Annotated in this window: 17 protein-coding genes; all 17 read left to right on the top strand. The window is 34.1% G+C overall.

From position 1 onward, the window contains the following. The first annotated feature begins 60 nt into the window (after positions 1-60). Positions 61-1371, top strand: coding sequence for a D-serine ammonia-lyase (locus BMY13_RS11905; RefSeq protein WP_092504887.1), 1311 nt, complete (start codon positions 61-63; stop codon positions 1369-1371). Positions 1372-1388: 17 nt separating this feature from the next. Continuing rightward, entirely contained in the window at positions 1389-2312 is a 924-nt protein-coding gene (gene cysK, locus BMY13_RS11900) for a cysteine synthase A (protein ID WP_092504885.1), read from the top strand. A gap of 25 nt (positions 2313-2337) precedes the next feature. Further along, the gene (locus tag BMY13_RS11895; protein WP_281243706.1) at positions 2338-3003 is read left to right on the top strand and encodes a DNA alkylation repair protein; all 666 of its coding nucleotides are present in this window, start codon (positions 2338-2340) and stop codon (positions 3001-3003) included. 261 nt (positions 3004-3264) lie between these two features. Further along, on the top strand, positions 3265-3909 hold the full coding sequence (locus tag BMY13_RS11890; RefSeq protein WP_092492822.1) for a DUF3889 domain-containing protein: 645 nt from the start codon (positions 3265-3267) through the stop codon (positions 3907-3909). Between the two features lie 508 nt (positions 3910-4417). Next, positions 4418-4630 (top strand): hypothetical protein, encoded by a 213-nt coding sequence (locus tag BMY13_RS11885; RefSeq protein ID WP_092492821.1) that lies wholly within the window; start codon positions 4418-4420, stop codon positions 4628-4630. Positions 4631-4899: 269 nt separating this feature from the next. Beyond that, positions 4900-6024, top strand: coding sequence for a glutamate 5-kinase (proB, locus tag BMY13_RS11880; RefSeq protein WP_092504883.1), 1125 nt, complete (start codon positions 4900-4902; stop codon positions 6022-6024). After that, positions 6021-7268 (top strand): glutamate-5-semialdehyde dehydrogenase, encoded by a 1248-nt coding sequence (locus tag BMY13_RS11875; RefSeq protein ID WP_092504881.1) that lies wholly within the window; start codon positions 6021-6023, stop codon positions 7266-7268. Before proB ends, BMY13_RS11875 begins: the two co-directional genes overlap by 4 nt. 136 nt (positions 7269-7404) lie before the next feature. Beyond that, entirely contained in the window at positions 7405-7593 is a 189-nt protein-coding gene (locus BMY13_RS19770) for a helix-turn-helix domain-containing protein (protein WP_245736100.1), read from the top strand. A gap of 113 nt (positions 7594-7706) precedes the next feature. Beyond that, entirely contained in the window at positions 7707-8105 is a 399-nt protein-coding gene (locus tag BMY13_RS19765; protein WP_245736099.1) for an LAGLIDADG family homing endonuclease, read from the top strand. A gap of 535 nt (positions 8106-8640) precedes the next feature. Further along, positions 8641-9186: a nucleotidyltransferase family protein gene (locus BMY13_RS11865; RefSeq protein WP_175476793.1), complete on the top strand. Its 546-nt coding sequence runs from the start codon at positions 8641-8643 to the stop codon at positions 9184-9186. Positions 9187-9383: 197 nt separating this feature from the next. Continuing rightward, entirely contained in the window at positions 9384-9908 is a 525-nt protein-coding gene (locus BMY13_RS11860) for a hypothetical protein (RefSeq protein ID WP_092492813.1), read from the top strand. A gap of 153 nt (positions 9909-10061) precedes the next feature. Further along, entirely contained in the window at positions 10062-10364 is a 303-nt protein-coding gene (locus BMY13_RS11855; RefSeq protein ID WP_092492812.1) for a hypothetical protein, read from the top strand. Between the two features lie 123 nt (positions 10365-10487). Next, entirely contained in the window at positions 10488-11129 is a 642-nt protein-coding gene (locus BMY13_RS11850) for an alpha/beta hydrolase (RefSeq protein WP_092492811.1), read from the top strand. 227 nt (positions 11130-11356) lie between these two features. After that, the gene (locus tag BMY13_RS11845) at positions 11357-12565 is read left to right on the top strand and encodes an MFS transporter (protein WP_092504879.1); all 1209 of its coding nucleotides are present in this window, start codon (positions 11357-11359) and stop codon (positions 12563-12565) included. 131 nt (positions 12566-12696) lie between these two features. Beyond that, a complete protein-coding gene (locus BMY13_RS11840) occupies positions 12697-13278 on the top strand; it encodes a hypothetical protein (protein WP_092504877.1) in 582 nt (193 codons plus the stop codon). Positions 13279-13288: 10 nt separating this feature from the next. Next, on the top strand, positions 13289-13429 hold the full coding sequence (locus BMY13_RS19520) for a hypothetical protein (RefSeq protein WP_175476792.1): 141 nt from the start codon (positions 13289-13291) through the stop codon (positions 13427-13429). Between the two features lie 9 nt (positions 13430-13438). Further along, positions 13439-13627 carry a hypothetical protein gene (locus BMY13_RS11835; RefSeq protein ID WP_092492808.1) on the top strand — a complete coding sequence of 63 codons (189 nt, stop codon included), beginning with the start codon at positions 13439-13441 and terminating at the stop codon, positions 13625-13627. Positions 13628-13636: the final 9 nt, after the last annotated feature.

Below are 13636 nucleotides of genomic sequence, written 5' to 3'. Positions count from 1 at the left end.
GGATTCCATGTCATGATAAAATTTGAATAGGAGATAGTAATAACAGGAAGGGTGATTTAAATAGTCTATTCACAGCAGGAACTAATCGAATGGAAAAATAAGTACCCTATACTAAAAGATATAATTGACTTAAAACCGGTAGTTTGGATGAATCCAAATTTACAAAACAAAGGAAGTTCAAGTATTTTTTCGTTAACAAGAGATGACATGGATAAAGCGGAGTTACTATGGAAGCGTTTTGCTCCATTTATAGTAAAAGAGTTTCCTGAAACAAAGCAGTCGAAAGGAATTCTGGAATCACCTTTACAAAGGATATCTCATATGGAAAGAGAAATTTCAAATTCTTTTAAAGGTGAGTTCTATTTAAAATGCGATAATGACCTGCCTATTGCTGGTTCAATTAAAGCAAGAGGTGGAATATATGAAGTATTACAGCATGCAGAATCACTGGCTATTGAAGCAGGATTGTTAACTGGTGGTGAGAATTATGAAATATTATCATCCAAGAAATTTAAAGAGTTTTTTAGTCAGTATTCAATTGGAGTCGGGTCTACAGGCAATTTAGGATTAAGTATTGGTATAATCAGTGCAAAGCTTGGATTCAATGTGTTTGTTTATATGTCAGCGGATGCAAAGCAATGGAAAAAGAACTTGCTTCGCCAAAAAGGAGCAACTGTACACGAATTCACAGGTGATTTTAGTGAAGCTATAAGTGCAGGAAGACAAAAGACAATTACAGACCCCAAAGCTTATTTTGTCGATGATGAGGATTCTAAGCATTTATTTTTAGGCTATAGTGTTGCAGCATTAAGGCTGGAGAAACAACTTGAGGAAAGAAATATAAAAGTAAATGAGAAACATCCGTTGTTCGTATACCTCCCATGTGGTGTCGGCGGGGCACCAGGCGGTATTACGTTTGGACTAAAACAAGTTTTCGGGGATCATGTACATTGTTTCTTTGTAGAACCGACTCATTCGCCGTCAGTATTGATCGGTTTACTTACTAGGAAAATGAGTAATGTGAGTGTTCAGGATTTTGGAATTGATAATCGGACAGAAGCAGATGGTTTAGCAGTAGGACGTCCATCTAGCTTTGCCACAGCAATAAGTGATCGATTAGTTAGTGGTATTTATTCAATTGAAGACAATGAATTATATAAATTGCTAGCAATACTAGCTGATTCTGAAGGAATATTTTTAGAACCATCTGCAACCGCTGGACTTGTTGGACCACAACGTATTCATAATTATGCCAACGATAAGAAGCTAGATGTTCAGAATGCAACACATATTTCATGGGCAACGGGTGGAGCACTCGTACCGGAAGAAGATATGAAGGATTTTTATGAAAAGGGAAAAAGATTATTATAGGAAGGTTGTCTTAACTTATGAGGGTAGCACAAAACATATCAGAACTAATTGGAGAAACACCTGTAGTTCGATTAAACAATATTGTACCAGAAGAAGCGGCAGATATTTATATAAAGCTGGAATCACAAAATCCCAGCAAAAGTGTAAAGGATCGTGCAGCTTATAATATGATAAAAGCTGCGGAAGATAAAGGGATAATTAAACCCGGTGATACAATCATCGAACCAACTAGCGGGAATACAGGAATAGGATTAGCGATGAATGCAGCAGCGAAAGGTTATCAAGCAATTTTAGTAATGCCTGACAATAGTACTCAGGAACGAAGAAATATTTTAAAAGCGTTTGGTGCGAAAGTTGTGCTAACACCAAGTAAAGATAAAATGCCAGGTGCAATTGAAAAAGCGAAAGAACTGCAGCAGGAAATTCCGGGAAGTTTTATACCACAGCAGTTTGAAAACAGCGATAATCCAGATATACATCGCTCAACCACTGCATTAGAAATTTTTGAACAGATGGATGGGGAATTGGATGCGTTTGTTGCTACGGCTGGAACTGGTGGCACTGTAACGGGTACTGGAGAAGTGTTGAAGGATAAAATCCCTAACCTTGAAATTACCGTCGCAGAACCAAAGGGATCGCCAGTTTTATCAGGTGGAAAACCTGGTAAACACAAATTAGTTGGAACAAGCCCTGGTTTTATCCCAGATATCTTAAATACGTCTATTTATGATGATATAATGCTGATTGATGATAAAGATGCAGTTGATATGTTTAAAAAACTACCCCAAACGGAAGGGATATTTATTGGATTGTCTGGAGCAGCTGCAGTCTATTCTGCAATTGAAGTAGCAAAACGTCTTGGTAAAGGGAAAAAAGTTTTATGCATGGCACCTGATACTGGGGAACGGTATCTTAGTATGAATCTGTTTGAAAATAAATAGTCCGATTTTAGAAGGAGAATACGTTTTGGAATATCTGATAAGGTTATTTGAGGAGAACCAGGATCTAGAACAGGCTATACCAATGAAGCGATATATGAAAGATAAATTCCCTTTTCTCGGTATTAAAACACCCGAGAGGAGAGCTATAATGAAAAAGTTTTACAATGAAAGCGGAATTTTAAAAGAGCCATTTCAAAAAGAATTTGTATTAATGTTATGGAAGAAGGAAGAGCGGGAATTTCAGAATGCCGCTCTTGACTATATTGACAGATCGTTAAAAAAACTTGAAAAAGATGATATCTACTTTATCGAACATTTAATTACAACAAAGTCATGGTGGGATACGGTAGATATGCTTGCTCAGAAACCTGTAGGAGAGATTGCCAGAAACAACCCTGATGTAATTTCTGAGACTATTGAAGGATGGGCATATGGGGATAATTTATGGCTTCGACGAACAGCAATTCTTTTTCAATTAAAGTACAAAAGCGAAACAGATGATAAATTATTGTATCGGTACATTAAACAAAATAAGGATAGCAAGGAATTTTTTATTCAAAAAGCAATTGGATGGGCCTTGAGAGAATATTCTAAGACAAATCCCAAGTCAGTAAAGCAATTTATTTCTGAAAATAAGCTGGCAAAACTAAGTGTTCGAGAAGGAAGCAAATATTTAAAGCAAACTACATAATTATTAGTAAAAAAGCTGGTGTTCCAGCAGTAAACTCTTGGAAGCCCCCAGTAAACCCAATAATCATGCAAAAGAGATGAACCAATAAATAGCATCATCTGCCAATCAAGATGTCTCATGGCATACTCCTTTCCACCTAACTTATTATACTTTCAAATAAACTTGTCTAAGAACAATCATTTTAAACAAGGCTCCTGTAACAGGCCAAATATACGGTGCATATATTATCTAGAATGTTCTACTTAAGATAGGAGGAAAAGTATGTTTTTTAATGATCCTTACAATATAAATGGATACCAGTATGTAAATAACCCCTATTATATGCAGCCACGTGGTCCATATAATCGATACTATTATGATTATTACAACCGTCAACAGCCAATTAGAGGTCAGGCAACCTGGACAGAGGGAGGTCAGGAAACTAAATGTGGTATTCCTTGGTCTCAAAACCGTTATATGACAGCAGCGGTTGGTAAAAATTCCCCGTATGAATGTCGTCAAACAATAAAAGTAAGAAACCCACAAACAGGGAGGGAACTTTTGTTAACTGTGGTGGATGAGGTTTCTGGTTATCCGCAAAACAAAATTAACCTTCATCGAAGAGCTTTTGAAGCACTAGGAGCAAACACAGCACAAGGAGTTATTGATGTTGAAATTATTGCTAACCCAGAATTAGAGCAGCAGAAATGGGGGAAATATTTACTGGAACTTACTCAATTAGCATATCCTGACTACAATATAAGAGAATACAACTTCATACGAGAAACTCAAGTATCTCCTACACAAACGCAGGAAACATATGAATATACTTTGCAATCACAACAGGAAAGAATTAAAGTTCGGGGAAATGTTGTTTATAATCCGAATACAGATAGAATTGTTTCTTTTGATATTAGTGAAGTATGAAAATTTTATTCGTAATATCTGCTTAGCGAACAGTATGAATTCTGTTCGCTTTATTGTGGCCATTTTTTCATACATTAGAAAGCTTGGCTTATCACCAATACTCAGTTGCACTTATGCAGTAAGAAAGAATTATAATTTCTTAACGGCACGGCTAAAATTAAATGCTTGATACCACAAGGTCCAAGTACCCTCTCAGTACTATTATAACGTTTTGTTTAATTTCTCCTGTTTATGTTTCTTCTTAAAGAAGTCGCATCAAAAGGATTAGCGAATTGGTTGCTTTTATTTGTTCTAATACCAATATATTTTTTCACCAGGGTCAGATATGAAACCTTCTTTTGCCTCATCACCATTAATTGTATTTCTTTTATCTGTCATTAAATCACCTCCTAATTTTAGAGTGCTTAAAAAGCATGGAAAAAATTAATACGAATTCTTATAGTAACTAATAAAAAAATTAAAAATAGGGATAATAAGAATTAATATACTTTACGGATGGAGGCATAAAATGAAAAAGCGAAATAAGTTTGAGAAACAAATTAAAAATGTAGAAGAGGAGACAGACAGTCCAGCCATATTAAATGATGTAATAGAAAGTGGATTTGAACAGTATCCAGGGCAGAATGAAAATCAGAAGGAAGATAGTCTGCTTTCGCCTCTTGAAGAGGCCGTGCAACATAATATAGATGGGAAAACGTGGATTACAACAGATGATGAATAGATAAAGGCATATATCTAATGTGCTTAAAGTTAGTCAAGCTATACCTTGACGGATTTCACTTATGAACTTATAATATTTTCAACGAAAAGATAATAAATGACGAAGCATTTAGTTGAAAATAGTATATACCGTTTAATTTATGGTTAGATCAAACTCAGATCGATCGGAAAAATTTCTTCCGTCCTTTGAAGGATGGGAGGTTTTTTAATACCTAAAATAAAACACTTAATTTTCCCACTGTTTTAACAATATAAGAAGGGGGGATCTATTTGGCAAAAGAGCGTATTGTCGTCAAAATCGGAAGCAGTTCATTAACTAATTCGCACGGTGGTCTTTCGAAAGAGAAAATTGCGGAGCACGTTGCAGCACTATCTAAACTGAAGCGAGAAGGCAATGAAGTAATACTCATAACTTCAGGAGCTGTTGCAGCAGGTTTTACTGTATTGGGATATCAAACAAGGCCAGTAACAATACAAGGTAAACAAGCTGCGGCAGCTGTCGGACAGGGACTCCTTATGCAAAGCTATTTTGAACAATTTCAAAAGGAAGATATCGTATCCGCACAACTATTATTGACACGTCATGATTTCTCACAACAAGAACAATACAATAATGCTTATTCGACACTTTCTGAACTTTTAAAACGTGGCATACTGCCGATTATTAATGAAAACGATTCAGTTATTGTCGATGAATTAACATTTGGAGATAATGATGTACTATCCGCTTTAGTCAGTGGTCTTATACATGCAGATTTACTAATTATTTTAACTGATATAAATGGTCTTTATGATGGGGATCCACGTCAGAATCCAAGAGCAAAAAAGTATAACTTTCTAGCAAAAATTACAGATGATCTTCTTGCTATTGCTGGTAATACAGGTTCAAAAGTAGGAACAGGTGGGATGCGTTCCAAATTGGAAGCTGCAAAAACAGCACTATTAGTTGGAGTTAAGGTTTTTATTGGAAAAGGCGATGGAATCAACAAACTACTTGATATTATCTCTGGTGAAGGCGACGGAACATATGTAGGATATATTCCAAATACATTATTAAAAAATAAAAAACAGTGGATAGGTATCCATTCAAACATTGCCGGACAAATTGGTATCGATTCAGGTGCTGAGTCTGCAATCATTCATCATGGTAAAAGCTTACTGCCGGCAGGTGTAAAAACATTAGAAGGATCATTTAAATCAGGTGATGTTGTTGAAGTATTAAATGAAAAAGGAGAGCTTATCGGTAAGGGGCAAACAAACTATACAGTTGATGAGCTTTTTCAGATAAAGGGCCTTTCCAGCAAAGAAGCTAAAGTAATAACGATGCAAAACAGACCAGAAGTTATTCACCGGAACAATTGGGTATCAGTGACAAAGGAGAGTGGGATAAAATGAATGAACTTAATGATAAAGGGCGAAAAGCTAGTGATCTGGCAACAACTATTGCACAGTGCACAACAAAGCAAAAAAATGATGCATTAAAACTGATAGCTAAACAACTGTTAGACGAGACAGCGTTTATTTTATCAGAGAATAACAAGGATTTAGAAGCAGGTAAAAATAATGGTATGAATGATAATTTACTTGATCGCCTAAAACTGACTAAGGAACGAATTCATGATATGGCGGAAGGAGTCCAGCAAGTAGCAGCCTTATCTGATCCAATTGGCGAGGTAGTAGAGGGATGGGATAACCCAAATGGGCTCCACTTTGAAAAAATACGTGTACCTCTTGGCGTTGTCGGGATGATTTTTGAAGCAAGACCTAATGTCACTGTAGACGCGTCAAGCCTTTGTTTAAAAACTGGCAACGCGGTTTTATTACGTGGCAGTTCATCAGCGATTAATTCAAACAAGGCTATTGTAAGTGTTATTCACCGGGCACTTGAGAAGAGTGAGTTACCAACTGAATCAGTTCAATTGTTAGAAGATACGAGTAGAGAAACGGCAGCAAAAATGTTCAAGCTCACAGAATATTTAGATGTACTCATACCACGGGGTGGTGCAAACTTAATTAAAACAGTGGTTGATAATGCTTCAGTACCTGTGCTTGAAACTGGTGTAGGAAACTGCCATGTCTTTATTGATGAAAGTGCTGGCAAAAATATGGCAGTAGAAATTGCAGTAAATGCAAAAACACAGCGTCCATCTGTTTGTAATGCAGCAGAAACAATTTTGGTTCATCAAAATTGGGCTGAACAGCACTTTGAGAAGCTAACTAAGGCACTTAGGGAAAATGACGTCGAAATCAGAGCAGATGAAAAGGCTAGACAACTAGACAGCAGTTTGCTCCCAGCCACCAATGAAGATTTTGAAACAGAATATCTTAACTTAACAGTTGCGCTACGTATTGTGGGTAGTTTGGATGAGGCAATTGGACATATTCAAACCTTTGGGTCAAAACATTCCGAAGCAATAATTACAGAAAACAAAGATAGTGTGGAAGCTTTTTTTAACAAAATAGATGCAGCTGCACTCTATCATAACGCTTCTACACGGTTCACCGATGGTTTTGAGTTCGGTTTTGGTGCAGAGATTGGTATTAGTACGCAGAAATTACATGCCCGTGGTCCAATGGGATTACCCGCCCTTACATCAACGAAATATATTGTTCGGGGATCAGGTCAAATAAAAGCATAAGAGCAACTAAGGCTATACTCATAAATTTTCACAATAAGCCAAGTTTTAATGGGTGAAATTTGTGTTTATTCAATCTCCGGTATATAATTAAACAGAACACATGTTCTTGTAATTATATATAGGGGGAAAGTAATTAATGGGTGAGAGGACTAAGAAGTTACTAAAAAGGACACTAACTGACCAGGAAGTAATTAAGTTATATGTAAAAGGTAAAAGTACAACTGAAATTGGAAAATGCGCTAATGTATCTTCCAGGTATGTAAGAATGGTACTGCATAAGCATAATGTAGAAATGCGTTCATTTGAAAGCGAAAGTATTCCATGAATGAAGATTATTTTAAAACGTGGTCTAATAATATGGCCTATATATTGGGTTTTTTCATTGCGGACGACACAGTTGCCCGTGATATGCAGTCTATTAGTTTTGCACAAAAGTAAATGTATATTCTAGAGGATATAAGGAAGGAAATTGGATCTGAACAGCCTATTTATAAAAATATGAAGACAGGTGTTCATTTTCTTACATTAAATAGTAAAATAATGAAAGAAGACATAATGACTATCCATGGGGTTATGCCGAATAAATCCAGTCAAATTAAATTTCCAGAAGTCCCAAAGGAATATATGAGTCATTTTATTAGAGGTTATTTTGATGGAGATGGATATATAAATTATCATAGGTATTTTATTACTTTTGTTGGAGGATCAGAGGTATTTATGGTTTCACTAAGAAACGAAATTAACAATTTAGGTTTTGAAACTAATTTTACAATGCACGATACTTATTATCGAGGGATTAAGGTACATAAAAATGCGATAAGGCAAAGGCTTGCTTAAACAAAAAGAACTAAAAGGGAACAGGAACAAACATTAAGATGTGAATCATCTTATTTTTTTAAAGATTATCGAGTTAACATAATATATATTCAATTCGTTGTAATTCCAAGTTATTCGGTTGAAGGTGGAATTATTGTATCGGACCTTTAATTTATCAGATGTGACCTCGTTCATTACGTTCATATTACCAATGAACTATAATTAGTAGTAATTTTGTCCATTTCTGAAAATAAAATACGCTACTTGACCTATTTGTTTAAGGTTTCTTTTCAACAATCGATTCACCATATATTATAAGTCTGATCGACCTCAAAGTGTAACCGGAATTTATCTTTAATAAATCCAGCGTCGGGTTATGTATTGGCCTATACAATCAAAAATCAGTTCAGGAACAATTGGATATTTATGTTAAAATATAAATAGATTGTGAAGAAATGTACTTAAACTAACGCAGCAGAATAGTTGAATAGCCATTTTACATCTTTCCTGTAGTAGTCTGGTATTAGAAAGTATCCATAATGTTAGGGGAATTAATATGCTAAAGACATTATCTCTTATCGGAGACAGAATAACTAACAAGAATATTATTTGGGGAGTAGGTGGTTCACTTCTACTTAATTTTTACAACTTAATTGATAAACCAAATGATATAGATATTTTAGTGGATGAAATGAATGCTACCAAATTGAATAAAATGATGACGTCTATTGGGAAACCGAAAGAAGTAATACGTTCTAACCCTTTTCGTACAACGTATTTCTCTAAATATAGTATTGAAGATATTGATATCGATATAATGGCTGGATTTGCTATACAACATAATGAAGGGGTTTATAAATTATCAATTCAACAGGGATCCATTGTTGCCCATAAAAAAATTAATGGGGTGGATATTCCTTTATATTCGCTTGAAGATTGGTATATCTTATACTGGTTAATTCCAAACAAACAAGAAAAAGCGATTCTTATTGAGAACTATTTCAAAACTAATGGAATAAAACATCCACAAATGTTAGAAGAAGCACTGAAACAATCTTTACCACTGGAAGTGAAAGAAAGGGTAATAAGTTTATTAAGCTAACAGGCGCAAGAGTTTAACAAGGGATCGTCGTTTACGGCGATCCTAATTTTGTATTTGAAGAATCATTGGAATTTTATGTTAAAATAAAATGTGAACAGATGTACTTAAATTAACGGTGCAGAAGAGTTGAAGAACAAGATTTGAATATAATGCCTTTTGAATAAATGGTCGTATTACTTATAAAGGGGGAGATTTATTTGAAAAATTATAAATTATTAGCAATCGCTTTTTTAACTTCACTTCTATTATTTATGGTTGGATGCACTGAAAACACAGAAATGAAAGCACAAGATGAAAACATACAGACAATTGAAACTGTATTACAGAATGCTCTTACGGGTCCAGATGATGAATTAAAGGAAATATTTAATAGTGAAGAATCTAGCATCGAAGATTTACTGCAATATGATAAAGCCCATTTTGAAGATTATTTTGCAAATGAAACATCCTATAGGGAATTTGTAAATAACAATAATGGTTCTGGAATACTGATTGAAGCAATGAAATATGATTACAACTTTAAAGTGAAAAATATCGAATACGAGAAAACAGAATCTGAAGAGATAATTTATGATTTCACCTTAGAATTACAGTACCAAAAAGAAGGCAGCGAATCATCAGAAGTTGAAACGGTTACTGGTCAAGCGAATTTAAATAAAGAACATAAAATTGAAGATATGTTAATTCGCATAGGTGACTTTTTGGGTTCCTTGAGTAATTAAAGTAATTTCATTAACGGGTGCTTTAGCTGAACAAGGAGTTGTAGATTTGGCAGCTCCTATTACTTATTGAAGTAAAGACGCAGGATAATTTAATATGGGTTAGAAATAAATATACCTTCTTAATCCGAATATTTTAATGAGGAGGAATACCTTATGGAGGAAGAAAAGTGGGGACAACCCAAATGGTTTTGGTGGTCAATAGGGTTGTTTTTGTTTTTAGAATACTGTTACCTTTTTGTGATGGTTTTAATGGACACAAAACCAATAACTCTTTTAATGAATAGCCAACCAGTTTCTTTTATTATTTTCCCGTTGTTCTTTGCCATAGTATTACTATTTTTACCGAAAAAATTTAGATTTGACATAAACACAATTTTTTATTTGCTTGTTCCATTTTTGTTATATCTGCCTAATTGGTCACTTATTTCCATTTACTTTAATGAGTTATTTAAATAAAAAATCACAACTTGTTCTTAAACAAATGGGTGCTTTCCTTGAATAAGGAATTGCACTTCTTGTTCAACTATAGAAGGAGAAAAGTTTAATAAGGACATATGGTTTTTTAGGGGAGGAATAAAAATGAAATACATTAATGAAAGTATCGAAGGGTACAAGGGAAAGAAAATACCTTATACTTTATACGGCAAAAGTGAAAACTCACAGGATTTAGTGATATTACTTCCAGGTGCAGGTTATACGGTTAACAGTCCAGTTTTTCACTATTCTACTGGTATATTTTTTAATAAATATAAAGATATCTTAGAAGTTAATTATCCTTATAATGATGGGTTTTACAACAATTTCACTCGCAATGAATTATATGAAGCGGTTAAAAGTGATTCAAAATTAGTCATAGATAAGGTACTAAACACTAACTCGTATACGAATTTTTATATTGTTGGTAAATCAATAGGGACAATTGCAATGAGTTCTGAATTGAAAAGAAATTGTTTCAGAGATGCTAAAACTATTTGGTTAACACCTATATTAGATTTAGATGAAGTTTTCACATCTATGGTAGATAGTAAAAATAAAGGTTTGTGCTTTATTGGTGATAAAGACCGTTTCTATACAGAGGAAAGGTTTAATAAAATAAGAACAAACAAAAATATTATTTCTAAATTAATTCCTGGGGTTAATCATAGTCTCGAATACGACGAAGACATAACTAATTCAATAGATGTTTTAAAAGGTATAGTAGCCGATATAGAAAAATTTTAAATTACCTTTTACTTAATTACTTGTGAAGAGCTGTACTTAAGCTAACGGGTGCTTTACTTGAATAAGGAAAAGGCATTTCTGTTCAACTATAGCAGAAGGATGTTTCAATAACCTTCAATAGGTAGATTGTCAATAAAAGTCCCAATAGAATGTTATAATATATACTGAAGGAACTTTAAATATCTAAGAGATATCTTCAATCATTTACACAAAATGGGGATGAGTAATTGATTAATTTATTTAAAAATAGAAATTTTCTACTTTTGTTTTTTGGAAGACTTATTACAAATATAGGAGATAGCATCTATTTTGTGGCTGCAATGTGGTTTGTGTTTGAGCTAGGTCAATCATCTTTTTATACTGGCTTAGCAGGATTTTTAATCTTACTTCCTCAGTCCTTTCAATTTCTTGTAGGTCCACTTATTGAACGTTGGGATAAGAAAAAAATATTAACCCTTACACAAGGCGTTCAAGCAATACTACTTTTAATTGTCTCCATTATGATTACATATGATTTATTAACTATTTATATATTTTTACTTCTAATATTTATTATATCAGTGACAAATCAGATTTCAGAACCAGCAGAATTTGCAATTATTCCCGAAATACTACCACAAAATGACCTTTTGAAAGGAAATTCCATATTAGCCTTTGCTTATCAAGGAGCTGATTTATCTTTTAATGCATTAGCAGGTGTATTAATTGCTCTGGTAGGAGTTAATATTCTCTTTTATGTTGACACTCTTACTTTCATTATTGGTTGTTTATTATTTTTGGGATTAAATGTATCAAATGAAAATATAAAAAGAGAAATAAATCATCCTAAAGATAGAGTTTATTTTCGAGAACTTAAAGACGGGTTTCGATATGTTTTAGGATTTCCATTATCGCCATTTATTTTAGGGATAGTAGTGGTCAATTTTGTTATTGGAGCAATGATGGCAAATTTACCTGCTTATGCTGACTGGCGAGGAGGACCAGAGGTATATGGGTTATTCTTGACTGCTTTATTTGGTGGTAATTTAGTGGGGGCATTAACAAGTTTCTTTCTAGGAAGATTTCCAATTGGAAAATTAATGATTGCTTCCTATTTACTGACTTTTATTTTTTGGATAAGTTCAGTATCTACTCCTAATAATCTAATTAGTATTTTACTTTTTGGTGCTTCCTGGATTCCTATAGGAGCAACAGGAGTACTTATGATGACAGCTATCCAAACTATTGTACCTACGAATTTTTTAGCAAGAATAATGGCAGTAATCACAAGCATAGCCACTTCATTGATGCCATTAGGCTCGATACTTGGAGGATTAATTGGTACAAAATTCTCCCAATCAATAGTTTTCATAATGCTAGGAATTTGCTTTTTATTTGTATCTGTTACCTATTTTATAAATCCTTCATCTAGAAACGCTTCTCTAAGTTCAAAATAAAAAACTCTATGAAAGTTTATGGACTTGTTCCACTAAAAGACGCTTAATTTAAATACCTGAAAATATAGATTGCGAAATAATATACTTAAAGTAACGGGTGCAATACTTCAATAAGAAATAAGGGGGTTCTTATGAGATTTTTTCTTGGGATTATTATGGTTATAGGTTTGCTGTTAACAGGGTGCGTAGACAATCAGACTGTGTCTGTTGAAGGAAAAATACACGGGGTAAACCATGACAATAATACGGTAGTAGTCTATGTAGGGGATACATTGACAGAAAAACAAAGAGAAACAGCGGATTTTGACGAAAACGAAAAAAACATTGAAGCGTTTCTAGTGCAGGCAGAGGAAGATACAGTAGTAAAAGGTGAAGTCGATTCGTTTAATGATTTGAAAATGGAACAAAAAGTATCCATTAAGATTAAAGGGGATTATGAAAAAGAACTGGTTACGATTGGTACTCTTTTTGATAACCATGAAAAACTGCCCGCCTATGATACAGAGCAGGTGACAGTCGTTCCCTATTCAAAAGAAGAAATCGTGGAGGAAATGACAGTGGATAAAGGAGGATACGGGGAATATGGGCTATATATTTACAATTTCAAATCTGACGAAAGCGGACAATACAGCCCCCCAGATTCGACTGAAATTATTCAATTTCAAAAAGTGGTAATGACGCATGCGAGTGGCGTTATGACCCCCAAAGAGTAAAGACTTTTTTTTGAAAACTAAACGCTGGATTTTCAGTTTAACAGTAATTTCTAAATTGCTTATTAAAGTAACGGGTGCAAAAGTGAAACAAGGAGTTGTCGATGAGGCAGTTCCTAATGATTTAGAAATAAAATGGCTAAGAAAAGCATAGGAGGTAGAAATGAAAAGAAAGAGAAGTTGGTCACAAGGTGTTTTGGTAGGACTCATTACTGGTCTATTTGCTTTTGCAGCAAGCATGTTCGTTCCAAATTCTAGTTATAGGGAAATTATAATTGGCTTAATTGCTGGTTTAGGTGCTTATATCGGCGCAAAATTAGCTGACAAATTCACCCGCAATGATAATGACTAAAAACTAGAA

The organism is Virgibacillus subterraneus (assembly GCF_900110695.1).
Lineage (GTDB): Bacteria > Bacillota > Bacilli > Bacillales > Amphibacillaceae > Lentibacillus > Lentibacillus subterraneus.
This window is presented reverse-complemented; position numbering and strand designations above follow the sequence as displayed.

What these genes read in the sequence shown, in the direction of transcription:
- BMY13_RS11850 (WP_092492811.1), top strand. Translation starts at nt 10,488, where the DNA reads ATGAAATACATTAATGAAAGTATCGAAGGGTACAAGGGAAAGAAAATA.
- BMY13_RS11835 (WP_092492808.1), top strand. Translation starts at nt 13,439, where the DNA reads ATGAAAAGAAAGAGAAGTTGGTCACAAGGTGTTTTGGTAGGACTCATT.
- BMY13_RS11840 (WP_092504877.1), top strand. Translation starts at nt 12,697, where the DNA reads ATGAGATTTTTTCTTGGGATTATTATGGTTATAGGTTTGCTGTTAACA.
- BMY13_RS11865 (WP_175476793.1), top strand. Translation starts at nt 8,641, where the DNA reads ATGCTAAAGACATTATCTCTTATCGGAGACAGAATAACTAACAAGAAT.
- BMY13_RS19765 (WP_245736099.1), top strand. Translation starts at nt 7,707, where the DNA reads ATGTATATTCTAGAGGATATAAGGAAGGAAATTGGATCTGAACAGCCT.
- BMY13_RS11875 (WP_092504881.1), top strand. Translation starts at nt 6,021, where the DNA reads ATGAATGAACTTAATGATAAAGGGCGAAAAGCTAGTGATCTGGCAACA.
- BMY13_RS11890 (WP_092492822.1), top strand. Translation starts at nt 3,265, where the DNA reads ATGTTTTTTAATGATCCTTACAATATAAATGGATACCAGTATGTAAAT.
- BMY13_RS19770 (WP_245736100.1), top strand. Translation starts at nt 7,405, where the DNA reads ATGGGTGAGAGGACTAAGAAGTTACTAAAAAGGACACTAACTGACCAG.
- cysK (WP_092504885.1), top strand. Translation starts at nt 1,389, where the DNA reads ATGAGGGTAGCACAAAACATATCAGAACTAATTGGAGAAACACCTGTA.
- BMY13_RS11885 (WP_092492821.1), top strand. Translation starts at nt 4,418, where the DNA reads ATGAAAAAGCGAAATAAGTTTGAGAAACAAATTAAAAATGTAGAAGAG.
- BMY13_RS11855 (WP_092492812.1), top strand. Translation starts at nt 10,062, where the DNA reads ATGGAGGAAGAAAAGTGGGGACAACCCAAATGGTTTTGGTGGTCAATA.